Origin of the sequence: Azospirillum sp. A1-3 (genome assembly GCF_023806445.1) — a bacterium.
Taxonomy (GTDB): Bacteria; Pseudomonadota; Alphaproteobacteria; order Azospirillales; family Azospirillaceae; genus Azospirillum.
This window is the reverse complement of record NZ_JAMSLU010000005.1, coordinates 1-23152: the sequence shown is the minus strand read 5'-3', so window position 1 is coordinate 23152 and position 23152 is coordinate 1. Positions and strand designations below refer to the sequence as shown.

Annotated in this window: 20 protein-coding genes; 8 read left to right on the top strand and 12 right to left on the bottom strand. The window is 68.7% G+C overall.

The annotated features are described in order from the left end of the window. Positions 1 to 11: 11 nt before the first annotated feature. From M5E06_RS24685 to M5E06_RS24640, 10 genes are all read right to left on the bottom strand, one after another. The gene (locus tag M5E06_RS24685) at positions 12 to 923 is read right to left on the bottom strand and encodes a DMT family transporter (protein ID WP_252140461.1); all 912 of its coding nucleotides are present in this window, start codon (positions 921 to 923) and stop codon (positions 12 to 14) included. Further along, positions 920 to 1972: a histone deacetylase family protein gene (locus M5E06_RS24680; RefSeq protein ID WP_252140460.1), complete on the bottom strand. Its 1053-nt coding sequence runs from the start codon at positions 1970 to 1972 to the stop codon at positions 920 to 922. The genes M5E06_RS24685 and M5E06_RS24680 overlap by 4 nt, the downstream gene beginning before the upstream one ends. 157 nt (positions 1973 to 2129) lie before the next feature. Beyond that, entirely contained in the window at positions 2130 to 3371 is a 1242-nt protein-coding gene (locus tag M5E06_RS24675) for a Zn-dependent hydrolase (RefSeq protein WP_252140459.1), read from the bottom strand. A 194-nt stretch (positions 3372 to 3565) separates the two neighbouring features. After that, positions 3566 to 4549 (bottom strand): ketopantoate reductase family protein, encoded by a 984-nt coding sequence (locus M5E06_RS24670; protein WP_252140458.1) that lies wholly within the window; start codon positions 4547 to 4549, stop codon positions 3566 to 3568. Further along, complete coding sequence (locus M5E06_RS24665; RefSeq protein ID WP_252140457.1) at positions 4550 to 6244, bottom strand: ABC transporter ATP-binding protein; 1695 nt, start codon at positions 6242 to 6244, stop codon at positions 4550 to 4552. It lies immediately after the preceding gene. A 4-nt stretch (positions 6245 to 6248) separates the two neighbouring features. After that, entirely contained in the window at positions 6249 to 7091 is an 843-nt protein-coding gene (locus M5E06_RS24660) for an ABC transporter permease (RefSeq protein ID WP_252140456.1), read from the bottom strand. Beyond that, on the bottom strand, positions 7088 to 8068 hold the full coding sequence (locus M5E06_RS24655) for an ABC transporter permease (RefSeq protein WP_252140455.1): 981 nt from the start codon (positions 8066 to 8068) through the stop codon (positions 7088 to 7090). The genes M5E06_RS24660 and M5E06_RS24655 overlap by 4 nt, the downstream gene beginning before the upstream one ends. Positions 8069 to 8297: 229 nt before the next feature. Next, positions 8298 to 9965 (bottom strand): ABC transporter substrate-binding protein, encoded by a 1668-nt coding sequence (locus M5E06_RS24650; RefSeq protein WP_252140454.1) that lies wholly within the window; start codon positions 9963 to 9965, stop codon positions 8298 to 8300. Between the two features lie 262 nt (positions 9966 to 10227). Continuing rightward, positions 10228 to 11049 (bottom strand): class II aldolase/adducin family protein, encoded by an 822-nt coding sequence (locus tag M5E06_RS24645; protein WP_252140453.1) that lies wholly within the window; start codon positions 11047 to 11049, stop codon positions 10228 to 10230. Beyond that, positions 11046 to 12368 (bottom strand): M20 family metallopeptidase, encoded by a 1323-nt coding sequence (locus M5E06_RS24640; protein ID WP_252140452.1) that lies wholly within the window; start codon positions 12366 to 12368, stop codon positions 11046 to 11048. Before M5E06_RS24640 ends, M5E06_RS24645 begins: the two co-directional genes overlap by 4 nt. Positions 12369 to 12681: 313 nt before the next feature. Between M5E06_RS24640 and M5E06_RS24635 the strand changes: the two genes are divergently transcribed. The 5 genes from M5E06_RS24635 (at position 12682) to M5E06_RS24615 (ending at position 18112) form a co-directional block, all read left to right on the top strand. After that, positions 12682 to 13695 carry a LysR family transcriptional regulator gene (locus M5E06_RS24635; RefSeq protein ID WP_252140451.1) on the top strand — a complete coding sequence of 338 codons (1014 nt, stop codon included), beginning with the start codon at positions 12682 to 12684 and terminating at the stop codon, positions 13693 to 13695. A 77-nt stretch (positions 13696 to 13772) separates the two neighbouring features. Beyond that, on the top strand, positions 13773 to 13949 hold the full coding sequence (locus M5E06_RS24630) for a CsbD family protein (RefSeq protein WP_252140450.1): 177 nt from the start codon (positions 13773 to 13775) through the stop codon (positions 13947 to 13949). 60 nt (positions 13950 to 14009) lie between these two features. Continuing rightward, the gene (locus M5E06_RS24625; protein ID WP_252140449.1) at positions 14010 to 14873 is read left to right on the top strand and encodes a YihY/virulence factor BrkB family protein; all 864 of its coding nucleotides are present in this window, start codon (positions 14010 to 14012) and stop codon (positions 14871 to 14873) included. 5 nt (positions 14874 to 14878) lie between these two features. Beyond that, a complete protein-coding gene (locus tag M5E06_RS24620) occupies positions 14879 to 15139 on the top strand; it encodes a GlsB/YeaQ/YmgE family stress response membrane protein (RefSeq protein ID WP_252140448.1) in 261 nt (86 codons plus the stop codon). Positions 15140 to 15319: 180 nt separating this feature from the next. After that, positions 15320 to 18112, top strand: coding sequence for a hybrid sensor histidine kinase/response regulator (locus M5E06_RS24615; RefSeq protein ID WP_252140447.1), 2793 nt, complete (start codon positions 15320 to 15322; stop codon positions 18110 to 18112). Between the two features lie 88 nt (positions 18113 to 18200). Here the strand turns inward: M5E06_RS24615 and M5E06_RS24610 are convergent, their stop codons facing one another. Next, positions 18201 to 19667 carry an aminotransferase-like domain-containing protein gene (locus M5E06_RS24610; RefSeq protein ID WP_252140446.1) on the bottom strand — a complete coding sequence of 489 codons (1467 nt, stop codon included), beginning with the start codon at positions 19665 to 19667 and terminating at the stop codon, positions 18201 to 18203. A gap of 136 nt (positions 19668 to 19803) precedes the next feature. Between M5E06_RS24610 and M5E06_RS24605 the strand changes: the two genes are divergently transcribed. Beyond that, the gene (locus M5E06_RS24605) at positions 19804 to 20679 is read left to right on the top strand and encodes a DMT family transporter (RefSeq protein WP_252140445.1); all 876 of its coding nucleotides are present in this window, start codon (positions 19804 to 19806) and stop codon (positions 20677 to 20679) included. A gap of 9 nt (positions 20680 to 20688) precedes the next feature. Here the strand turns inward: M5E06_RS24605 and M5E06_RS24600 are convergent, their stop codons facing one another. Continuing rightward, positions 20689 to 22143: an L-lactate permease gene (locus M5E06_RS24600; RefSeq protein WP_252140444.1), complete on the bottom strand. Its 1455-nt coding sequence runs from the start codon at positions 22141 to 22143 to the stop codon at positions 20689 to 20691. Between the two features lie 204 nt (positions 22144 to 22347). Here M5E06_RS24600 and vapB point away from each other — a divergent pair, with 204 nt between their 5' ends. Further along, on the top strand, positions 22348 to 22572 hold the full coding sequence (gene vapB / locus M5E06_RS24595; RefSeq protein ID WP_252140443.1) for a type II toxin-antitoxin system VapB family antitoxin: 225 nt from the start codon (positions 22348 to 22350) through the stop codon (positions 22570 to 22572). Further along, a complete protein-coding gene (gene vapC / locus M5E06_RS24590) occupies positions 22572 to 22988 on the top strand; it encodes a type II toxin-antitoxin system tRNA(fMet)-specific endonuclease VapC (protein WP_252141024.1) in 417 nt (138 codons plus the stop codon). Before vapB ends, vapC begins: the two co-directional genes overlap by 1 nt. Positions 22989 to 23152 lie beyond the last annotated feature (164 nt).

Below are 23152 nucleotides of genomic sequence, written 5' to 3'. Positions count from 1 at the left end.
GGGAGAGGGCGCTATTTGCGCCCAGCCGGCTTCGGACCGAGCACGCAGGCGACGGCGGCGAGGATCAGCACCAGGGCTGCCGCCAGCCGGACCGTCACCGGGTCGCCCAGCAGCAGCACCGCACCGCTCACCCCGACGACAGGGATCAGCAGGGTGCTGACCGCCGCCTCTCCCACCGTCAGGCGGCGGACGGTGACGTACCACAGAGCCTGCGCCGCGCAGAGCGAACAGACGATGTGCCAGGCGAAGCCGACCCAAACCTCGGGGTGGATTTCGGACAGCGCCGGCCTCGTCTCCGTCGCCGCCAGCAGGATCATCGGCGGGGCGCACAGCACATATTGCCAGCCGGTGATGACCATCGGGTGGGTGCGCCAGACCCGCCGCTTCATCACGATGGTGCCGAGCGCCCAGGCCAGCGCCGACACCAGCATCACCGCCGGGCCGGCCAGTTCCGACGGGGGCGCCGACAGCGCTGCCGGCCCCAGAAGGACCAGCAACCCGGCCAGCCCGCTGGCGAGCCCGACGATCTGGCGCGGCCCCGGCCGTTCGCCCAGCAGCGGGATCGCCAGCAGCGTCGCCCACACCGGCATGGTGAAGGCGATGATCGCCGCCTGCGAGGTCGCCATCAGGCTCTGGCCCAGTGCCGTGCACAGGTTGAAGACCAGCACGTTGCACAGTCCCGCCGCCGCCAGCGCCGGCCATTCCGCCCGCTCCACCCGCAGCCGGTGGCCGGCCAGACGCGCCGCCCCCAGCAGCAGCACCGCCCCGGCGGTGAAGCCGATGGCGCGCAGGCTGAAGATCGGCACCTGCGTCAGGATCGTCTTCACCGCCGGCCAGTTCAGGCCCCAGAACAGGCTGATGGTGGCGATCAGCAGGTATTTGACCGGATCGCGGCCGGCTCCGGTGGCGGCGATGGCGGTCATGCTGTCGTCTTGCCCTCAAACCCGTCAAGGAAGCTGGACAGGTTGGCGGACAGGTCGTCGATGGCGTAGCCACCCTCCTGCACCAGCACGGTGGGCATGTTTGCGGCGGCGATCAGCGCACCCATCCGGGCGAAGCCCGGCGTGGTGACGCCGAAGGCGGCCAGCGGGTCGCCGATGAAGGTGTCGAAGCCCAGCGAGACAAACAGAATCTCCGGCGCGAACCGGCGGATCTCGTCCAACCCGCGGCCGATGGTCGCCAGAACCGTCGCCTCGTCGCTGCCGATGGGCAGCGGCAGGTTCAGGTTATAGCCCTCGCCACGTCCGATGCCGCGTTCCTGCGCATAGCCGGCCATGTGCGGATAGAACTCCGCCGGATCGCCGTGGACCGAAACGAAGAACACATCGTCGCGCTCATAGAAGATGTCCTGCGTGCCGTTGCCGTGGTGGACATCCACGTCGATGATGGCGACGCGGGCCGGCCGGCCCTGGGCGCGCAGCATCGGCAGCACCGATTCCGCGGCGACGGCGACATGGTTCAGGTAACAGAAGCCGCCGGCCATATCGCGGGTGGCATGGTGCCCCGGCGGCCGGCACAGGGCGTAGGCCGCGCTGTCCTCCCCGCTGGCGACCAGCTTCGCCGCATGGATGGCGGCGTTGGTTGCGGCGCAGGTGGCGGCCCAGGTGCCCTCGCCGATCGGGCAGGCGGTGTCGAACATGTGCCAGCCGGCCTGCCCGACGATGCTGGTGGGGTAGTTGGGGGCCGCCTGCATCCGGTGGACGTTGGGCAGCACGACGTCGCCCATGTCGCCTTCCGCCACCCAGCGCGCATGCGCCGTCTCCAGGAAGGCGAGATAGGCCGGCGTGTGCACGGCGGCGCGCGGGGCGGAACCGTAATCGTCGGGTCGGATCAGCGTCTCGCCCCGCTTCTCGATCAGCGAGGCCAGCGCGCCGAGCCGCTCCGGCTTCTCCGGCAGGGCGCGCAGCAGGCCCTTGTTGAAGTAGGTGGCGGGGCGGTGCAGGGCGGCGTCGGGGTGATGGACGAACTTCATGGGGAGACTCCGGGGGGTGCCGAGGTGGTGCCCCCTCCCTCCCGCTGCGCGGGTCCCTCCCTCCCCCGCCTTCGGCGGTGGAGGGACAGGAAGCGGCAGTCCCCTCTCCCTCGAAGAGGGGGAGGGTTAGGGAGGGGGCAATCGCAAGCTTGCGCCGTTACGGCCGTCCGGCCGTGGCGACCAGTGTTTCGAACAGCACGGCGGCGCCGCGGGCGCCGTCGGCGGGGGAGATGTTCTCGACCTCGTTGTGGCTGATGCCGTCCTCGCAGGGGATGAAGATCATCGCCGTCGGCACCTTCCCCGCCACATAGACCGCATCATGGCCGGCGCCCGACACGATGTCGCGGTGGCTGAAGCCGAAACCGGCGGCGGCGTCGCGCACAGTGTCGACCAGCGGCTTGGCGAAGGGCGTCGGCGGGAAGTGCCAGAAATCGGCGATCTCGGCGCTCACCCCCTGCTGCTCGGCGATTTCGGCGACGGCGGCGCGGAAACGGCGGTCCATGTCGGCCAGTGTGTCGGCATTGGGATGGCGCAGGTCGACGGTGAAGAAGACGCGGCCGGGGATGACGTTGCGCGAATGCGGGTGGACGTCGAGGATGCCGACGGTGGCGCAGGGATCGCCGGCGGTCTCCAGCCCGACCCGCTGCACCGCCTGCACCATGGCCGAGGCGGCGACCAGCGCGTCGCGGCGCAGGCGCATCGGCGTCGGGCCGGCATGCGCCTCCACCCCCGTCACCGTCACTTCGTACCAGCGCTGGCCCTGCGCGCCGGTGACGACACCGATCTCCTTGCCCTCGACCTCCAGCACCGGACCCTGTTCGATGTGGGCCTCCAGATAGGCGTGCATCGGGTGATCGACCGGCGCCTCGCCGGCATAGCCGGTGCGGACCAGCTCGTCGCCGAGACGGGCGCCGTCCTGCGCCACCTTGTCGAGGATCTCCTCCAACGTGAAGACGCCGGTGACGACGCCGGAACCCATCATCGGCGGCGAGAAGCGCGAGCCTTCCTCGTTGGTCCACACCGCGACCTCGACCGGGTGCAGGGTTTCCACGCCGCGGTCGTTCAGCGAGCGCACCACCTCCAGCGCCGCCAGCACGCCGAACACGCCGTCGAAGCGACCGCCGGTCGGCTGGGTGTCGAGATGGCTGCCCATCACCACCGGAGGCAGGGCGTCGTCACGGCCCTTGCGGCGGGCGAAGATGTTGCCGATGCGGTCGACGGTCACGGTGCAGCCGGCGGCCTCGCACCAGGAGACGAACAGGTCACGGCCGGCCTTGTCCTCGTCCGACAGAGCGAGGCGGCAACTGCCGCCCTTCGCGGTGGCGCCGATCTTCGCCATTTCGGCGAGGCTGTCCCACAGGCGGTCGGCGTCGATCGGCAGGTTGGAGGGGAGGGGCATGGTGGCTCCGGATGGGGATGTTGGTTTCTTGGTGGGTGGAGGTTGCGGTTGCCCCCTCCCTAACCCTCCCCCGCTCTCGCGGGAGAGGGAACTCCGCCGCTTCGTGAATAGCTCACGTCGACAAGCGTCCTACCCCCTCTCCCGCGAAGCGGGGGAGGGATGGGGAGGGGGCAAGTGGCTAACGAACAAGGCACCTAAGCCGCCACCTCACGCCGCTCCCGCGCCCGCAGATCGACCATCGCCAGCACGGCGCGGAGCATCGGCACGTCCACGCCGACGCGTTCCGCCAGCTCGATCACAGACCCCAGGATCGCCTCCAGCTCCAGCCGGCGGCCGGCCTCATAGTCCTGCAGCATCGAGGTCTTGAAGTCGCCGACGCCGGCGGCCATGGCGATGCGTTCGTCGACGCTGGTGGTGAAGACCACGCCCAGCTTTTCGGCCACCGTCTTGGCCTCCATCATCATGGCGCGGCCGGTCTCGCGGGTGCCGGGATCGTTGCACAGCCGGCCGAGCGTCGATCCGGTCAGCACGCTCAACGGGTTGAAGGCGAGGTTGCCCCACAGCTTCACCCAGATCGCCTGCCGGATGTCGGCGGTCTTCGCCGGCTGGAACCCGGCCTGCCCGAACAGCGTCACGATGCGGTCCACCGCCGGGTTGTCGCGGCCGGCCGCATCGCCGAACACGAAGCGCTGGTCGCTGACATGGCGCAGGCGGCAGGGGCCGTCGCCCTCCACCGCGACGAAGGTCGTCGCGCCGACCACCCGGTCGGGGTCGATGGAGCGCCACAGCAGCCCGTCGGGATCGATGCTGGCGAGCGGCCGGTCGGCCAAGGGCTCCGGCTGGCGGTGCGGATACCACCAGGGGATGCCGTTGACCATCGGCACGATGGCGGTTTCCGGCCCCAGCATCGGGGTCAGCGTGTCGATGGTGCCGCGCAGCGCATGGGACTTGACGCAGAGGAACACCAGATCCTGCGGCCCAAGCGACAGGCTGTCGTCGGTGACGCGGGGGTTCAGGCGGGCGACGCGGTTCAGCGGCGTCACCATGGTCAGGCCGTTGCGGCGGATGGCGGCGGCGGAGTTCGGCCGGGCGACCAACGTCACTTCCGCCTCCGTCGCACCCAGCCGGGCGGTCAGCAGACCGCCGACCGCACCGGCCCCGATGATGGCGACCTTCATTCAGTGCGCTCCCGCCCGAGCAGTCTGCAGATCGTCCGGGATGTGCCAGCCCTTGCCGGGAATGGCGTCGAGCAGGCTGCGGGTGTAGGTGTCGCGCGGATGGGTGAACACTTCGCGCGCGGTGCCCATCTCGACGATCTTGCCGCGGCGCATCACCGCGATCGTGTCGCAGACCTGGGCCGCCACCCGCAGATCGTGGGTGATGAACAGCATGGCGAGGTTCAGGCGCTTGCGGATGTCATCCAGCAGCTCCAGCACCTGCCCCTGAACCGAGACGTCGAGCGCCGAGACCGGCTCGTCGGCGACCAGCAGCTTCGGCTCCATGGCGAGCGCGCGGGCGATGCCGATGCGCTGGCGCTGGCCGCCGGAGAACTCGTGCGGGTAGCGGTCGGCGGCCGAGCCGTCGAGGCCGACCATCGCCAGCAGTTCCCGCGCGCGGGTCAGCGCCTTGCTCCGGTCCTCGCCGAAGGCCACCGGCCCCTGGGCCACGATGTCGCCGACGCGGTGACGCGGATTCAGCGAGGCGTAGGGGTCCTGGAACACCATCTGCACCGCCCGGCGATAGGGCCGGAAGCCCTTGCGGTCGAGCGCCAGCAGGTCGGTGCCCTCGAACAGGATGCGTCCCGAATCCGGCTTGATGAGGCCGACGATGGAGCGGCCGAGCGTCGATTTGCCGGACCCGGATTCGCCGACCAGACCGACCGTTTCGCCGGGATGGATGGTCAGCGACAGGTCGTCGCCGGCCACGACTTCCTTGGACTTCTTGAACAGGCCGCCGCCGACATGGAAGACCTTGCGCACCTTGTCGGCGACCAGCAGCGGGGCGCCCGCCTTGGCATGGTCGTCGCGGTGTTCGATGTAGTGCGGGACCGAGGCGATCAACTGCCGGGTGTAGGGATGCTGCGGCCGGTTCAGCACCTCGGACGCCGGGCCGTATTCCACCAGCTTGCCGTGGCGCATCACCGCCACCCGGTGGGCGATCTCCGCCACCACGCCGAAGTCGTGGGTGATGAACATCATGCCCATGTGGCGTTCGGCCTGGATCGCGCGGATCAGGTCGAGGATCTGCTTCTGGGTGGTGACGTCCAGCGCCGTGGTCGGCTCGTCGGCGATCAGGATGTCGGGCTGGCAGGCCAATGCCATGGCGATCATCACGCGCTGACGCTGGCCGCCCGACAGGCGGAAGGGATAGGCCTCGGCCAGTTCGGCCGGGTTGGGCAGGCCGACCTGGGCCAGCAGCTCCACCACGCGGGCGCGGCGGGCGGGGGCGGGCAGGTCGGTGTGCTCGCGCAAGCTCTCGCCGATCTGGCGGCCGACCCGCATCAGCGGGTTCAGCGCGGTCATCGGCTCCTGGAACACCATGGCGATGCGGCCGCCGCGAAGGGCGCGCTGCTCCGCCTCCGGCATGGTCAGCACGTCCTTGCCCTTGAACAGCAGGCTGCCGCCGGATACCCGGACATGCGGGGCGGGCAGCAGGCCCATCATCGCATGCGCGGTCATCGACTTGCCGGAGCCGGACTCGCCGACCACGCAGAGGATCTCGTCGGGGTTCAGGGTGAAGGTCAGATTGTCCACCGCCAGCGGGCGGTCGGCGCCCGGCGGCAGCGCGATGCTGAGGCCGCGCACATCGAGAAGAGGCGTGGTCGTCATGGCTGCGGTCTCCGTCGGGATGCGGGTCAGTTCGGACAGGCTCATCGGGTCACCCGCGCGACCGGGCGAGCTTCGGGTTCAGGGCGTCGTTCAGCCCCTCGCCGACGAGGTTCAGCGCCAGCACGGTCAGCACGATGGCGAGGCCGGGGAAGACGCTCATCCACCAGGCCTGCCGGATCACCGTGCGGGCGGCGCCGATCATGTAGCCCCAGCTCATGGCGTTCGGATCGCCGAGGCCGAGGAAGCTGAGCGAGCTTTCCAGCAGGATCGCGGTCGCCACCATCAGCGAGGCGGAGACGATGATCGGCGACAGGCTGTTGGGCAGGATCTGGCGCAGGATGATGGAAGTGTTGCTCTGGCCCGTGGTGATGGCGGCCTGGACGAACTCGCGGGTGCGCAGGCTGAGGAACTCGGCGCGGGCCAAGCGGGCCAGCGGCGGCCAGCTGACGATGGCGATGGCCAGCACGATGGTGGTCAGGCTGGGGGTGAAGATGGCGACCAGCACCACGGCCAGCACGAAGTTGGGGATGGTCTGGAACAGCTCGGTGAAGCGCATGATGGCGTCGTCCACCTTGCCACCGTGGAAGCCGGCCAGCGCCCCCAGCGTGACGCCGATGGCGAGCGCCGCGGCGGTGGAGGTCAGGCCGATCAGCAGCGACACCCGCGCCCCGTGGGCGATGCCGGACGCGATGTCGCGGCCCAGCATGTCGGATCCGAGCAGCGCGTCGTCGGACAGCGGCGGCTGGAAGGGGGCGGTCGCCATGTCCCACGGATCGCCGGGGAACAGGATGGAGGCGAAGACGGCCAGCACGACGATGGCGAGCAGGATCACCAGCCCCAGGACCGCGCCCTTGTTGCGGGCGAAGGCCCGCCAGAAATCGGATTTCATCATTGCGACACCTGGATACGCGGATCGACGAGGCCGTAGAGGATGTCGGTCAGGATGTTGAACAGGATCACCATGATCGACGTGACCAGGAAGATGCCCAGCAGCACCTGATAGTCGCGCTGCAGCACCGCCTCGAAGGCCAGCCGGCCGATGCCGGGCCAGGCGAACACCGTCTCGATCAGGATGGACCCGCCGACCAGCTGCCCGGCCTGGATGCCGGCCACGGTGATGACCGGCAGGATGGCGTTGCGCAGGACATGGCGGGTGACGATGCGGCTCTGCGTCAGCCCCTTGGCCTTGGCGGTCTTGACGAAGTCGAGGCTGCGCACCTCCAGCATCGAGGCGCGGGTCAGGCGGGCGTAGCTCGCCATGTAGAACAGCGCCAGCGTGATGACCGGGAGGATCAGGTGGACCGCCACGTCCGCGACATGGGCGAAGCCAGTGTAGCCGGCGCCGATGGTCTCGTAGCCGAAGGCCGGCAGCCAACCCAGCTGGATGGAGAAGAACAGGCTCAGCATCAGGCCGATCCAGTAGATCGGCGTGGCGTAGGCCAGGAGCGCCACGATGGTGATGGCGCTGTCGGCCCAGGTGCCGACGGTGATCGCCGCCAGCGTGCCGAGCGCCACGCCCAGCGCCAGCGCCAGCACGAAGGCGGTCAGCGTCAGCACCAGCGTGGCCGGCAGCCGTTCCGCCAGAATGTCCCAGACGGGCCGCTGCTGCCGGTAGGAGAAGCCGAGATCGCCCTGCACGATCTTGCCGACATAGGTGCCGAGCTGTTCGTAGAGCGGCCGGTCGAGCCCGAACTGCTCGCGCAGCTGCGTCACGAACTTTTCGTCGGCGGCCCCCGCCTCGCCCGCCATCACCATGGCCGGGTCGCCGGGAGCGGCGTGGACGAGGAAGAAATTCATCACCACGATGGCGATCAGGATCGCGGCGGCCTTGACCAGGCGGCTCGCGAAGAGTTGGGCGAATCCCAGCATGGGCGTGGTCCTATTTCAATTGCCGCGCTTTCGCCCCCTCTCCCCCCGCTCACGCGCAAACTTTGTTTGCGCTGACGCGACAGGCGGACCTCCGGTCCGCCGAAAGCGGGGAGAGGGTCGGGGTGAGGGGGACGCATAGCGTGGATTCTTGGGGAGGGGCCGCCGCGCGTCCCCCTCACCCTAACCCTCTCCCCGGGGGGGAGAGGGGATACTTGAGAAAATCGGGCGACTACTTCGCCAGCCAGACGCTCTCATAGGTGTCGTTGACACCGATGGCCGTCGTGTTGGCGTTCTTCACCCGCTTGTCGAGGAAGGTCGGGAATTCCATTTCCAGCAGCCACACCACCGGCAGCTCGTCGGACAGGATGCGCTGGACCTCGCTGTACTGTTCCTGGCGCTTGGCCGGGTCGATCTCCTGCGAGGCCTTGGCGAACAGTTCGTCCACCTTCGGGTTGGAATAGCCCATGGTGTTGGAGAACATCACGCCCTTGCGGATATTGGACGAGATGTAGGTGCGGGCCACGCCCAGCGCCGGATCGCCGTACTGGTAGACGAAGTTGGTGGTGATCTCGTAGTCCCAGTTGGCGACGCGCTGGTTCCAGCCGGCGGCGTCCGTGCTTTCCAGCACCACGGCGATGCCGACCTTGCCGAGAGCCTGCTTCAGATACTCGCCCAGCCGGGTCCAGGTCTCGCCATAGGGCATCGGCATGACCTTGACGGTGGCGCGCACGCCCTTGCCGTCGGGCTTCAGCCCCATCTCGTCCAGCAGGGCCTTGGCCTTGGCGAGATCGGGCTCGTAGGTGGTGACCTTCGGGTCGTAGAACTTGACGACCGAATTGATCGGACCGGTCGGCACGCGGCCGAGGCCGAACCAGATCTTGTCGCGGATGAACTTGCGGTCAATGGCGTAGGCGATGGCCTTGCGGAAGCGCTTGTCATCCAGCGGCTTGACGCGGTGGTTGATCTCCAGCCACGACAGCGGCGCCACGAATTCGTAGCCGGTGGTGGTCATGGTCAGGTTGGGCAGTGCCTTCATGCGCGGAACCTCGAAGGGTTCCAGATCGCTGTACTGGGTCTGCTGCACCTGACCGCTTTCCAGCGCCAGCGAGCGGCTGGCGGCGTCCGGGATCACGCGGAAGGTGATGCCGTCGAGATAGGGCAGGCCTTCCTTGTAGTAATCCTCGTTGCGGACGAGCTGGATATAGCTGCCCTTCACCCATTCCTTCAGCTTGAACGGGCCGGTGCCGATGGGGGTGTTGTTGGCCGGGTTGGCGCGGTAATCGCTGCCCTCATAGATGTGGGCCGGGATCATGGGGGCCGACGACACCTCGAAGGCCTGGATGAAGGCCGCGAAGGGTTCCTTCAGCTTGAACTCGACGGTGTGGTCGTCCAGCGCCGTGATCGATTCGCAGCGGCTGAAGACGGCACGGGCGCGCGGGTGGACCTCCATCAGGAACTTGGAGGTGCTGAAGACCACATCCTTGGCGGTGAAGGGCTTGCCGTCGTGCCACTTGACGTTTTCGAACAGCTTGAAGGTGTAGGTCAGCCCGTCCGGCGAAATCGTCCAGCTCTTGGCCAGCGACGGCATCGGGTTCAGCTTCTGATCGTAGGTCAGCAGACCCTGATAGATCTTGCCGGCGACGGTCTGGGTCGGACCCTGCTGGTTCAGGCCCAGCATCAGGGTCGGCGGCTCCGGCTGCACGATGGAGTTGAGGACACCGCCGCGCACAGGGGTTTCCTGGGCCATGGCCGGGGCGGCGACGAGCGCCGCCGTGCCGGGAATGGCGAGGGCGGCGGCCAGCAGGCCGGCGGCGGCGGCGCGGTGGACGCTGCGGCGGAAGCCGCTCTGAAAATTGCGGCGGAAGCTGGCGGGGATACCGGTAAGGCGTCTGGTCATCGGGTGTCCTCGTCTCCAGAAGTGTGTCGGTGGTGTTAGCGACCCTGTCGTGTCGGTGCTTTTTGTTGGGAAGTGTGGGCGTCGATTGCCCCCTCCCTAACCCTCCCCCGCTAACGCGGGAGAGGGAACTCCGCCGCTCTTGTGCTTAACTCCCTCTCCCGCGAAGCTCTCGCACAAAGCTCCGCTTTGTGCTGACGCGACAGGCGGACCGCAGGTCCGCTGAGAGCGGGGGAGGGTCGGGGAGGGGGCAATCGCCTGTGCTTCACCGCGGCCCCACCGGTCCGGACGTGCTGTCCAGCCAGCGCAGCAGCGCGTCCCATTCCAGGACGCCGGCGCGGGGATAGGCGCGTTCATATTGCTGCGCCGTATGCTCGCAGACCTCCGGCGACGGATAGATCAGCGGACGGCCGCCGGCCATCGCCATGATCTGCTGCTTGCAGGCCTGCTCCAGGTAGTACATCAGCACCGCCGCCTCGGCGACGTCCTGGCCGGCGGTCAGCAGGCCGTGGTTGCGCAGGATCATGCTGTGGTGGCTGCCGAGATCGGCGACCAGCCGCTCCCGCTCGGCCAGATCCAGAGCGATGCCTTCGTAGGTGTGGTAGGCGATGCGGTTGTACCAGCGCAGCGAATGCTGGGTGATCGGCAGCAGCCCGTCGGCCTGGGCGCTGACCGCCATGCCGGCATCGGTGTGCAGGTGGATGACCGCGCCGACGTCCGGGCGGGCGTGGTGCACCGCGCTGTGGATGGTGAAGCCGGCCGGGTTGATGGCGTCGCCCTCGCGCCCGTCCACCAGATTGCCGTCGATGTCGACCTTCACGAGGTTGTCGGGCGTCACCTCGTGGAACATCAGGCCATAGGGATTGATCAGGAAATGGTCGGGCGTGTCGGGGATCCGCGCCGACATGTGGGTGTAGATCAGGTCGGTCATGCCCAGCCGGTCGAACAGCCGGTAGGCGGCGGCCAGATCGGTGCGCACCTTCCACTCCACGTCGGAATAGGTATGGCGGGCACGGGGGGCGTGGGCGGCGGTGGCGGTCAGCGTCTCGGCGATCATCGGGCGGGTCTCGTCGGGATTAGAGGTCAAATGGGTTCCAGGCCGCACCAGCCGGCGATGAACAGCGCCAGCACGCGGGTCACGTCGCGCAGGCTGTCCAGCGACACCGACTCGTCGATGCCGTGGATGCGCGTCGCCTCCGGCCCGTAGCAGGTGGCGGGCGTGTCGCCATAGAGCTGGAAGAAGCGGGCGTCGGTGGTGCAGGTCAGCGCCACCAGCTCCGGGTCGCCGCCGCGCACGGCGCGATGACTGTCGGCCAGCATGGTGACCAGCGGATGGGCCGGGTCGATCTCGCAGCCGGCGGCCTGGAAGCCGTTCCACTGCAGCTCGATGCCGACGCCGGAAAGGGCCGGGTCGGTGGAGCGCGCCTGCTCCACCGCCCGGGTGACCTCGGCGCGGACCGCCTCCGGCTCCTGCCCGGGGAAGAAGCCGAGCCGGAGGTCGAGCGCGCAGCGCGTCGGGACTGACGACGGCCACTCACCGCCCTCGATCCGGCCGAGATTGACGTTGACGGGATGGGCATGGCCGCAGAAGGCGGGGTGGCGGCAGGACGGCTCGTTCCAGCGCACCTCCAGCGCCTTCAGGTGGGCGGCCAGGGCGTAGGCCGCCTCGATGGCGTTCACACCCGCCGAGGTGTCCAGCACATGGGCCGGTGTGCCGGTCAGCACCAGCCGCAGCCACATCACCCCGACCTGGGCGACGGAAATGGAATGGTTGAAAGGCTCCGGGATCACGGCGGCGTCGGCACGGTAGCCGCGGTGCAGGCAGGCCAGCGCGCCGTTGCCGGTGCACTCCTCCTCGATCACCGACTGCAGATAGACCGGGGCGGCCGGCTGGTAGCCCAGCGTGCGCAAGGCGGCGAAGGCGGCGGTGTAGGCGGCGATGCCGGCCTTCATGTCGCCGGCGCCGCGGCCGTAGAGCCGCCCGTCGGCGATGCGCGGCTCGAAAGGCGGGGTGGTCCACAGCTCCGCCGGGCCGGTGGGCACGACGTCGATGTGGCCGTTCAGGATCAGCGAGCGGCCCTTCGCCTCACGCGGCTTGTGCACGCCGACGACATTCTCGCGGCCGGCATAGGCGCCGGGCAGCACCGGCGGCGAGAAGCCGGGCATGCGGGAGATCGCCTGCTCGTCGATGTCGAACCGGTCGACCTCCAGCCCCAGCGCGGCGAAGCGATCGGCCATCAACGCCTGCGCCCCGGCCTCCTCCCCCAGCAGCGAGGGCTGGCGGACGAGGTCGGTCAGATGCGACACGCACCCGCCCTGCGCCGCATCGGCGGCTTCCAGGATCGCGGCGCGCAAGCCGGTATCCGGCAACGCATGGTCGAGATGGTCGGCCGTATCTCGTGTCATTCAGAATCCTCTTCGCCATTGCAGCAGGACTGCGCAGGCTGGTGGAAAAAGACGAGGCAGTGGCGTCGCGGCCTATCCCCAATGGATATGGCCGCCATATCGGCGCGTTATGCAGTGTCAGGCTTGGCGATGTTTGAGGGTCGCCATGTGTCGATTAGGCGACGAACAAATCGATCAGGCAAATAAGCATTTTTCATTTTGCCCATGAATCTGATTTATGCCGCAGTTGCTCACAGCACGATCATGTGCGTAGAATTTGGGCGGTGGCAGGGGTGCACCGGAATCGGGCACCGATGAAGAAGGCAGGGCGTTGATGGAAAGCGAGGCGGAACGGCAGGCATTGGCCCGTTTGGGCCAGCAGATGGACTGGAACCTGCTGCGCACCTTCATGGTGATCGTGCAGGAAGGGAGCTTCACCAAGGCCGCGGTCCGCCTGTTTTTGACGCAGCCGGCGGTCAGCCTCGCGCTGAAGCGGCTGGAGGAACAGCTTGGCCGCACCCTGATCGACCGCGGCCCCGGACGTTTCGCCGTCACCGCCGCCGGCGAGCAGGTCTATGACGAGGCGGTGTCGATCCATGCCACCGTGTCCCGGCTGGGCGCCCTGGTGCGCGACGCCAAGGACGAGATCAGCGGGCATGTCCATATCCTGATGACCAGCCGGATCCAGACCCCGCTGCTCGACCGCTCGCTGCGGGAGTTTCACCGGATGTACCCGCAGGTGACCTTCCGCATCGACGTGATGGCGTCGGCCGACGCGCACATCGCGTTGCAGCAGCGGGTCGGCGCCATGGCGATCTGCCTGCTCCGCGAACCGATCCCCGGCCTGTCCAGCCAGATCTTCCTGCGCCAGACCTACCGGCTCTATTGCGGCCCCGGATTCCGCCTGTTCGGCCAGCACGACATCGACATCGCCGAACTGCGGCACGAGAATTTCGTCTCCTTCACCTCCGACCAGATCGACGGCGCCCTGTCGCCGCTGACCCTGTTCCGCGCGCGGGAGGGCTTCGCCGGTCGCGTCGTCGCGTCGTCCGCCAATCTGGAGGAGGTGCGGCGGATGATCCTCTGCGGCCTCGGCATCGGTCCGCTGCCGGAACACATCGCCGCCCGCGACGTCGATGACGGGCTGCTGTGGGAACTGCCGCCCTACGAAGGCATCGCGCCGGTCAACGTCCACCTGATCTGGAACGACCAAGCCAAACCGAACCGCGCCGAGCGGGCGTTCCTGGAGTATTTGCAAACGGCGTTGGCGACGGCGCCGGCCAGGGAATTGGCCGGAGAGGCGGCGGAATCGCCGCTGGCGGCGCTGACTTCGTCGGCCAACCTGTGACGATACGTCCGCTCGTGGGTTGATTGTGATGACGGCCGGTTTAACCCCGGCCGAACCCACGAGATCTGGAGGACGTCATGGATAAGAACCGTACCGAAGGCGCCATGGACAAGGCCAAGGGCAGCATCAAGAAGGGCGTCGGCGAGGCCACCGGTGACGAGAAGATGAAGACCGAAGGCGCGGCCGACAAGATGAAGGGCAAAGCCGAGAGCGCTGTCGGCGGCGTCAAGGACGCCCTGAAGGGCAAGAGCTGAGGCGACGAGGCCCCGCGGCACGATCGCCGCGGGGCCGTTCCCCCGCAGGGAAAGCCCGCCATGCTCAGTGGGGTCTCGCCCGGACGCTTCCTCCGGGACCTCTATCGCGCGACGACCGAGGACAATGTCTTCAACGGAGCCGCCGCACTCGGTTTCTACCTGACGCTCGCCCTGTTCCCGGCACTGATCGCGACGATGAGCATCATCCCCTATCTGCCCATCGACAATGTGGATCGGGCGATCATGGATCTGCTGGGGCAGGCGCTGCCCGATCAGGCGTCCGGCATGGTCCGCAACGTGGTGGGGCAGGTGACGGGGGAGCGGCGCGGCGGGTTGCTGTCCTTCGGCCTGCTGGGAACGGTGTGGGCGACCACCACCGGCATGTATGCCGTGATGCAGCAGCTCAACATCACCTATGACGTGAAGGAGGCGCGGAGTTTCCTGCACGCCCGGCTGGTGGCGCTGGGATTGAGCCTGCTGTTCGAGGTGCTGGTGATCGGCGCCTTCTCGCTGATCGTGCTGGGCGGCATCCTGCAGGACTGGATCGGCAACCGGTACGGCTTTTCCGGCGTGTTGCTGACGTTTTTCGCGACCTTCCGCTGGGTCGTCATCGTCCTGTCCCTGCTGCTGGGCCTGGCGGTGATCTACCGCTATGGCCCCAACGTCAGGGAACGCTTCGTCTTCATCACCCCCGGCAGCGTGGTCGGCGCCGCCCTGCTGATCGCCGCCTCGCTCGGCTTCTCGCTCTATGCCGGCCATTTCGCCGATTACGACGCCACCTATGGCAGCATCGGCGCGGTCATCACGCTGATGCTCTGGCTCTACATCGCCGGGCTGGTGATCCTCCTCGGTTCGGAAATCAACGTTCTGTGGAGGCGATACGGCCTCAGCCGACACCAACGACCACTCACCGCAAAGGAGTAACGGCCATGGGTATCATCGCTTGGATCATTCTGGGCCTGATTGCGGGCTTCATCGCCTCCAAGATCGTGAACAATTCGGGCCAGGGTGTCATGATGGACATCGTGCTGGGGATCGTCGGCGCGCTGGTCGGCGGCTTCCTGGTGAGCATCATCGGCGGCGCCGGGATAACCGGCTTCAACATCTGGAGCATTCTGGTCGCCATCTTCGGCGCCATCGTCGTCCTGTGGATTTACCACGCGGTCGCGGGCAGGCGGGCGGTGGGCTGACGATTGGACAGCTATCACAATGCTCCGTCGGCGTGGGATAAGCTGTCCATTCGACTCCGATCACTCGACCGTATTGATGAACGTCCAAGGTTATCCGTTTCCTGCCGGCGCCGGACGGCGCTGGTGAGCCCTCTATCGGCCGGGGATTCTCCGCCCGTCTTTCCGACCGGGGCGGGAGAGATGGGTTCGCTCATGCACGGCCATGACTGGGCGGCCACGCCGCTCGGCCCGATGGAAGGCTGGCCGCAGGACCTGCGTGCCACGGTCCGTCTGATGCTGCGGTCGCGGCAGGCGATGTTCATCGGCTGGGGAGCGGACGTCACCTTCCTCTACAACGACGCCTATCTCGACATTCTCGGACCCCGTCATCCGCAGGCGCTGGGCCGGCCGATGAGGGAGGTCTGGCCCGACGCCTGGCCGCAGGTCGGCGACCTCGTCCGCCGCGTCTATGACGGCGAACCGTTGCTGCAAGAGGATTTGCGGGTCCCGCTGGTGCGGGACGGAGCGGCCGAGGATTGCTATTTCACCTTCTCCTACACGCCGATCGCCGATGAGTCCGGGCGGACCGGCGGCTTCCTCTGCATCGTCGCCGAGACGACGTCGGCGGTGGAGCGCGTGCGGGCGGAAGAGGAGGTGCGGCGCGTCAACGAACGGCTGCGGGCGGAGGGCGAGCGGCTGCGGGCGCTGTTCCGGCAGGCGCCGGGCTTCATGTATGTCTGGCGCGGGCCCGACCTTGTCTTCGAGATGGCGAACGACGCCTATTTCGACCTGATCGGCCGCCGCGACATCATCGGCAAACCGGCGCGGGAGGCGCTGCCGGAGATCGTCGGCCAGGGCTTCTTCGAGCTGGCCGATCAGGTTTATGCGACGGGGGAGCCCTTCGTCGGCGAGGGGATGCCGGCGCGGATCGCCCGGCGGCCCGGCGCGCCGCTGGAGGAGCGTTTCGTCACCTTCGTCTTCCAGCCGATCCGCGACGACCAGGGCCAGGTCATGGGCCTGTTCGTCCAGGGCAGCGACGTGACGGGCATGAAGCGGACGGAGGAGGCGCTGCGCGAGAGCCAGCAGCGGCTGCACATCGCCCAGGATGCCGGCGGGATCGGCACCTTCGAACTGCGCGCCGACGGCATGCTGGCGGTGTCGCCCGAATTCTGCAGGTTGTGGGGCATCGGGGAACGCCCGCTGGTGCGGCTGGAGGAACTGGTCGCCCTGATCCACCCGGATGATCGGGCCAATCTGAACACGCTCCGTCCTGGGCAGGTGCCGACGGATGGGCTGGGCTATGTCGAATACCGCATCAATCGGCCGGACAGCGGGGCGGAGCGCTGGATCGCCCGGCGGGCGCAGGCGATCACAGGAGGCCGGGACGGGGAGGGCGCGCGGATTCTCGGCGCCTGCTACGACATCACCGACCGCAAATGCGCCGAAGACGCCCTGCGCGCGCTGAATGCGACGCTGGAGCAGCGCGTGGCGGAGCGGACCGCCGACCGCGACCGCATGTGGCGGCTGTCCACCGACATCATGCTGGTGGCCCGGTTCGACGGCACGATGACCGCGGTCAACCCGGCCTGGACAACCCTGCTCGGCTGGGACGAGGCGGAGCTGCAGAACGCGGATTTCCTCAAATTCATCCATCCCGACGACCGCGCGATGACGGTGGCGGAGGTCAGCCGCTTGCAGATGGGCCTGACCACCCTGCGATTCGAGAACCGCTATCGCCATAAGGACGGATCCTATCGCTGGATCTCCTGGACCGCGGTGCCGGACGACCGCTTCATCCACGCGGTGGGACGTGACGTGACGGCGCGCAAGGACTCCGAGGCGGCGCTGCGCCGGGCCGAGGACCAGCTGCGTCAGGCACAGAAGATGGAAGCGATCGGCCAGCTGACCGGCGGCGTGGCGCACGACTTCAACAACCTGCTCCAGGCGCTCAGCAGCTGCCTGACCATGATCGGCCGCCGCAGCGCCGAGCCGAAGCTGGTGCCGCTGCTGGAGGCGGGCATGCAGGCGGTCGACCGCGGTGCCAAGCTGGTGCAGCAACTGATGGGCTTCGCCCGCCGCGACAGCCTGCGTCCGGAACCGATCGACGTGCGCGACCGCGTGCTCGGGATGGCTGGACTGCTGGAACGCGCCCTGCGCGCCGACATCCGGCTGGAAACCCGCTTCGCCCCCGGCCTGCGCCCGATCGAGGCGGACCCGACGCAGTTCGAGCTGGCGCTGATCAACATGGCGGTGAACGCGCGCGACGCGATGCCGGAGGGCGGCACGCTGTCCATCGAGGCGGAGAACCTGACGCTACACCCCGGCGACGCGTCAGGATTGGAGGGGCAGTTCCTTCGTCTGACGGTCGCCGACACCGGGACCGGAATGGCGCCGGAGGTGGCGGCGAAGGCCTTCGACCCCTTCTTCACCACCAAGGAGGTCGGCAAGGGCTCCGGCCTCGGTCTGGCGCAGGTCTATGGGCTGGCGCGGCAGGCAGGTGGCACCGTCTGGATCGAAAGCCGGCCGGGGGAGGGAACCCGCATCGTCCTGCTGCTGCGCGCCACGGCGGGGGTGCCGCGGGCGCCGGCCGTTTCCGCCGACGTTTCCGCCGACGCAGCCGGGCCGTTCATCACGGGTGCGCGCGTGCTGATGGTGGAGGACGATCCGGTCGTCGCCTCCTCCGTCGCGGCGGCGCTGGAGGAAAGCGGCTGGACCGTTCTGCGCGCCGGCTCCGCCGACGAGGCGCTGCCGCTGCTGGCCGGCGACGAGCGGATCGACCTGCTCTTTTCCGACGTGGTGATGCCGGGCCGGCTGAGCGGCATCGACCTCAGCCGCGAGGCGGCCATCCTGCGCCCCGGCCTGCCGGTGGTGCTGACCACCGGCTACAGCGAGGATGTGGCACGCACCGAAGGCATCGCGGTGCTGTCGAAGCCCTACCGGATCGACACGCTGCTGCAGGCGCTGCACAAGGCGTTGGCGAAAGTCCGGGGATAGTCGCCCTCTCCCGTCCCGGGAGAGGGAGGGGACCCGCCGAAGGCGGGGAGGGTGAGGGGCTATCCGAACATGGATCTTGATTCTTGCTTCACCCCTCACCCTTCCCATGCTCCGCATGGGCCCCTTCCCTCTCCCGGGGCGGGAGAGGGAGTGTTAGGCGCATCGCCCGTCCCAAAGCCTCGTGAATGCGCGAATCGCCCATCTGGGCCACGTTGAAGCGCAGAAACCCGGACGCCGATCGCGAGACGCTGAACACGTTGCCGGGGGCGAGCACGACATTCTCGCGCAATGCCGCGCGGGCGACGTCGGCGGCGTCAAGCCCGTCCGGCAGGGCGCACCAGAGATAGAAGCCGCCACGCGGCATCAGCCATGGCCGCAGGCCGAGCGCTTCCAGTCGGTTGGCCGTCTCGCGCCGAAGCCGGGCCAGACGGCGGCGGAGACCGTCGAGATGCTTGCGATAGCTGCCGTCGTTCAAGGTCGCGAGGACGAGTTCGGCCGCGGCCGGGCTGGGGCCGCCGAAATTCGTCGCCACCTGCAGATCGACCAGAGCTTCCACCCAATCCGGCCGCGCTGCGATGTAGCCGCAGCGGATCGAGGCGGACAGCGTCTTGGAGAAGCTGCCGATCCGGATGACGCGGGCCAGCCCGTCGAGGGCGGCGAGGCGGGGTGACGGCTCCGGCTCGAAGCCGGCGAAGATGTCGTCCTCGACGATGGTGAGGGTATCGGCGGCGGGATCATGGGCTGCGGCGGCGCAGAGCAGCCGGTGGGCGGTCTGCGGCGTCATCGTCGCGCCGGTCGGGTTGTGGAGTGCCGAGTTGGTGATGTAGAGGCGGGGCCGGTGCGTCGCCAGCGCCTGGGCGAACAGGTCGGTGTCCGGACCGGTCCGGGTGTAGGGCACGCTGACGACCCGCGCCTGATGGGCGCGCAGCAGGGCCTGGAAATTGAAATAGCACGGGTCGTCGACCAGCACCGTGTCGCCCGGCCGCAGCAGGAAGCGGCAGATCAGGTCGATGGCCTGGGTTCCCGAGGCGGTCAGCAGGATCTGGTCGGCGCCCGCCGCCATCCCTTCGTCGGCGAACTGGCGGGCCAGCATCCGGCGCAGCGGCAGCGATCCGCGCGTGCAGCCGTAATCCGCCAGCAGGCCGTCGTCGGCGCGCGCAAGCTGGCGGATCGCCCGGCGGATCGCCGCGTTCGGCATCCAGTCGGCCGGCAGCCAGCCGCAACCGGGTTTCAGCATGTCCACCCCGGCATCCAGCGACTGCCGCGACACCCAGAAGGGATCGATGGCGCGGTCGAGCCGCGGCTCCGCCTCGGCCAAGGCCAGCGGCGGCGTGGCACCGGCGACATAGAAGCCGGACCCCGGCCGCGACCGGATCACGCCTTCGGCCGCCAGCCGGTCATAGGCCTCCACCACGGTCGAGGCCGACACGCCCATGGTGGCGGCGAAGCTGCGGATCGAGGGCAGCTTCTCCCCCGGCGACAGGGTGCGGCTTGCCATCCTGCGGCGGATCGCGTCCATCACCTCGCCGGTTCGCGTGCCCGTTCTGCCCGTCATGGCTCCACCACAGGAAAGTGTACTGCTCTGTAGGCCAGTACAGTACGGCGGAATTGTATTGGACTGTCGCTGTCGCCGCCAGGGTCCATCGCGTTAGCATCGCGGCGCGAGGTCGGGTGCGGAAAAGGAAGACGGGATGCGACGGACGATAGAGGGACAAGGGGCGGCGGGATGGGGCAGCGGGCTGCTCGGCGTGCTCATCTTCAGCGGTTCGCTGCCGGCGACGCGGGTGGCGGTCGGCAGCTTCACGCCGCTGTTCCTGACGGCGGCGCGGGCGGTGATCGCGGCGGCCCTGGCGGCGGCGCTGCTGGCGCTGCTGCGGCAGGCACGGCCGGCGCGCCGCGACCTTCCCTCGCTCGCCATCGTGGCGCTGGGCGTCGTCGCCGGCTTTCCCTTGCTGACCGCATTGGCGCTTCAGCACATCACGTCGGCGCAGTCGATCGTCTTCATCGGTCTGCTGCCGCTCGCCACCGCGCTGTTCGGGGTGCTGCGGGCCAGGGAGCGGCCACGGCCCGCCTTCTGGCTGTTCGCGACGGCGGGAAGCCTGACCGTCGCCGGTTTCGCCCTGTGGCAGGGCGGCGGCGCGTCGCTGGCCGGCGACCTGCTGATGGTTCTGGCGATCCTGTTGTGTGGACTGGGCTATGCCGAGGGGGCGACCCTGTCGCGCCGGCTGGGCGGCTGGCAGGTGATCTCGTGGGCGCTGGTGCTGGCGCTGCCGGCGATGGCTGTGGCGGCGCTGGCGACCATGCCAGAGGACTGGAGCGGCATCGCGGTGCCGGCCTGGATCGGGCTCGGCTATGTTTCGGTCTTCAGCATGCTGGTGGGCTTCGTCTTCTGGTATCGCGGGCTGGCGCTGGGCGGCATCGCCGGGGTCGGGCAACTGCAGCTGCTCCAGCCCGCCTTCGGCCTGATCCTGGCCGGGCTGCTGCTGCGTGAGCCGGTCGCCTGGACCATGATCGCCGCCGCCGGGCTGGTCGTGCTGTGCGTCGCCGGGGCGAAGCGGTTCGCCTGAGCGGGGCAGCTAAACCAAGCCCTGCACCTTGACGCCGGCCATCACGACGATGACGGCGAGCAGGGCGAGAACGGTCGCCAACCCGATCGGCAGGGCGCGGCGGTAGATCGCCCCCTCCGACCGCTCCAGCCCGACGAGTCCGGCGGCGAGCACGATGCGGCCGGGGGTGAGCATGGTGCAGATGCTCCCCGACACGGTCTGGATCGCCGCGATCAGCATCGACGGCAGGCCGCTTTCGGCGGCGAGGCTCAACTGGATGTGCATCATCAGGGCGTTGGATGCGGTGTTGGAGCCGGTCAGCATCCCGGCGGCGGCGCCGAAAATCGGGCTGGCCAGCACGGCGAAGCGCCCCGCCGCCTCGCGCCACGCCTCGCCGAACATCGCCGCCCCGCCGGATGCGGCCATGAAGGTGGCGAACTCGACGAAGACCAGCGTGGCCGCCATCGGCACCAGGGCGGCGCGCAGGGAGGCGCGAACCACCTTCCCGGCCTCGGCCGACGGCAGGTTGGACAACAGGATGCCGGCGATCAGCACCAGCCATGTCGCCGGATGGCGCAGCAGCGCCAGCGGGGCGAGCCCGTTGAACGGGTCGAGCACCAGCCACCGCCCGGTCCAGTCCGACAGCGGCGGCAGCAGGCGGGTCGCCATCAGCGCCGCGATCAGCAGCCCGTACGGCCAGAGCCGACCGACCAGATCCCGGACGCGGATGCCGCTGCGCAGCAGGCGCGGCCCCTCCACCACCAGCAACAGCAGGCCGGTCGCCAGCCCGCCGCCCAGTTCCGGCGCGACGAACAGGTTGGTGAGCCAGATCAGCCCGGCCAGACAAAGAAGCAGCGCAAAGTCCGACACCCGGTCGGCAAAGCTGGAGCGCAGTCCGGAGGAATGGATCAGCCCCCAGAACACCGGCAGGAGGCAGGGCAGAACCACCGCCATCAGCAGGGCGCTGGCCGTGCCGAGTTCGGTGAAGGACACGCCGATCAACTCGGCCCCGACCCGCGTGCCGACGCCCATCGCGCCCCAGGCGGCCAGGACCTGACTGAACAGGCCGAGCGCCGCGGACTGCACCGGTGGAAGCCCGATGGTGCGCAGCATGGCGAGGGCGACGACCAGCCCGACGCCGAAGCCGGTCACCGACTCCGCGAAGGGGCCGACCAGGAAGCAGGCGACGAAGACGGCGCGCCGGCGGTTCTCCTGCGCGACCGCGGCGGACCGGGTGCCGCGCGCCTCGAAGGCGCGGTGGAACAGCAGTCCGGCGGCGATGATCGACATCGCGTGCCATGCCAGCCACGCGCCTTCCCCCGCCTTGGCCGCCGCCATTCCCAGCACTGGACCGGCCGACGGCTGGGACGCGGCCATGGTGACGACCATCGTGACGAGCGCCAGCGCCATGCCGACGATCCCCGCGAACAGCAGGCTGACACGGCGGGAGGCGAGCAGCAGGATCGTGCCGACGAGCGGCATCATGTGGAAAGCAAGGGGCATGGTGGGGGCAGACGCGTTCCGGTGGGAGAGTGCCGGCGCGGGACCTTGGCCGGGGCTAATGCATACTAATATATCTGCGGTGGCGCAACATTCTGCGTCCGCTGTGGTGACCGCGTGCCAGGACATCGGTTTCTTGACGCGCAAACAGCCGGGATATACGGTAGGGATGTACTATGGAGGTGCGCCATGACCGTCCGGACGACCCTGTTCCAGTCCAACCGCACCCAGGCCGTTCGTCTGCCGAAGGACGTGTCGTTTCCTGCGCATGTCCGCGAGGTGGTCATCCTGCGCGATGGCGCGCGGCGGCTGATCGTGCCGGCCGACAGCGTGTGGGACGATTTCTTCCAGTCTCCCGGCATCGCTTTCCCTGACCGCGACCAGCCGGAGATGCAGGAACGCGAGGCGTGGTGATGCTGCGCTACATGCTGGACACCAATGTCTGTATCCGCGTCCTGCGCGACCGTCCCCAGAGTGCCCGCGTCAGGTTCAATGCGGAGGCGGACGGCCTGTGCATCTCGGCGGTGACGCTGGCGGAACTTCTGCACGGTGCTGCCAAATCCGACCGCCCGGCCGAGAAACGCCGGGAGGTCGATCGGCTGACCGCGCGGCTTGAGGTGCTGCCCTTCGACGACGAGGCGGCCGGACATTACGGCGACATCCGGGCCGATCTGGAGCGCCGAGGCTGCGTGATCGGCCCGTATGACCTGATGATCGCCGGCCATGCGCGCAGCCGCGGGCTGGTCGTGGTCTCCGGCAATCTTGGCGAGTTCGACCGTGTGGCGGGACTGCGCTGCGAGGACTGGCTGGACGAACCGCGTGGGTCCTGACCGGCAGCCTCAGGCCGGCGTGTCGCGGTGGATCTTGAACGGGGCCCAGGACTGGCTCACCGGCATGATCTCGACGCTGTTGATGTTGACGTGCGGCGGCAGCGAGACCACCCAGCGCACCGTCTCGGCGATGTCCTCCGGCTGCAGCGGGTTGGCGCCGGCAT

Excerpts from the sequence above, each read along its gene's own strand:
- M5E06_RS24685 (WP_252140461.1), bottom strand. The coding sequence starts at position 923 with ATGACCGCCATCGCCGCCACCGGAGCCGGCCGCGATCCGGTCAAATAC.
- M5E06_RS24680 (WP_252140460.1), bottom strand. The coding sequence starts at position 1,972 with ATGAAGTTCGTCCATCACCCCGACGCCGCCCTGCACCGCCCCGCCACC.
- M5E06_RS24675 (WP_252140459.1), bottom strand. The coding sequence starts at position 3,371 with ATGCCCCTCCCCTCCAACCTGCCGATCGACGCCGACCGCCTGTGGGAC.
- M5E06_RS24670 (WP_252140458.1), bottom strand. The coding sequence starts at position 4,549 with ATGAAGGTCGCCATCATCGGGGCCGGTGCGGTCGGCGGTCTGCTGACC.
- M5E06_RS24665 (WP_252140457.1), bottom strand. The coding sequence starts at position 6,244 with ATGAGCCTGTCCGAACTGACCCGCATCCCGACGGAGACCGCAGCCATG.
- M5E06_RS24660 (WP_252140456.1), bottom strand. The coding sequence starts at position 7,091 with ATGATGAAATCCGATTTCTGGCGGGCCTTCGCCCGCAACAAGGGCGCG.
- M5E06_RS24655 (WP_252140455.1), bottom strand. The coding sequence starts at position 8,068 with ATGCTGGGATTCGCCCAACTCTTCGCGAGCCGCCTGGTCAAGGCCGCC.
- M5E06_RS24650 (WP_252140454.1), bottom strand. The coding sequence starts at position 9,965 with ATGACCAGACGCCTTACCGGTATCCCCGCCAGCTTCCGCCGCAATTTT.
- M5E06_RS24640 (WP_252140452.1), bottom strand. The coding sequence starts at position 12,368 with ATGACACGAGATACGGCCGACCATCTCGACCATGCGTTGCCGGATACC.
- M5E06_RS24635 (WP_252140451.1), top strand. The coding sequence starts at position 12,682 with ATGGAAAGCGAGGCGGAACGGCAGGCATTGGCCCGTTTGGGCCAGCAG.
- M5E06_RS24630 (WP_252140450.1), top strand. The coding sequence starts at position 13,773 with ATGGATAAGAACCGTACCGAAGGCGCCATGGACAAGGCCAAGGGCAGC.
- M5E06_RS24625 (WP_252140449.1), top strand. The coding sequence starts at position 14,010 with ATGCTCAGTGGGGTCTCGCCCGGACGCTTCCTCCGGGACCTCTATCGC.
- M5E06_RS24620 (WP_252140448.1), top strand. The coding sequence starts at position 14,879 with ATGGGTATCATCGCTTGGATCATTCTGGGCCTGATTGCGGGCTTCATC.
- M5E06_RS24615 (WP_252140447.1), top strand. The coding sequence starts at position 15,320 with ATGGGTTCGCTCATGCACGGCCATGACTGGGCGGCCACGCCGCTCGGC.
- M5E06_RS24610 (WP_252140446.1), bottom strand. The coding sequence starts at position 19,667 with ATGACGGGCAGAACGGGCACGCGAACCGGCGAGGTGATGGACGCGATC.
- M5E06_RS24605 (WP_252140445.1), top strand. The coding sequence starts at position 19,804 with ATGCGACGGACGATAGAGGGACAAGGGGCGGCGGGATGGGGCAGCGGG.
- M5E06_RS24600 (WP_252140444.1), bottom strand. The coding sequence starts at position 22,143 with ATGATGCCGCTCGTCGGCACGATCCTGCTGCTCGCCTCCCGCCGTGTC.
- vapB (WP_252140443.1), top strand. The coding sequence starts at position 22,348 with ATGACCGTCCGGACGACCCTGTTCCAGTCCAACCGCACCCAGGCCGTT.
- vapC (WP_252141024.1), top strand. The coding sequence starts at position 22,572 with ATGCTGCGCTACATGCTGGACACCAATGTCTGTATCCGCGTCCTGCGC.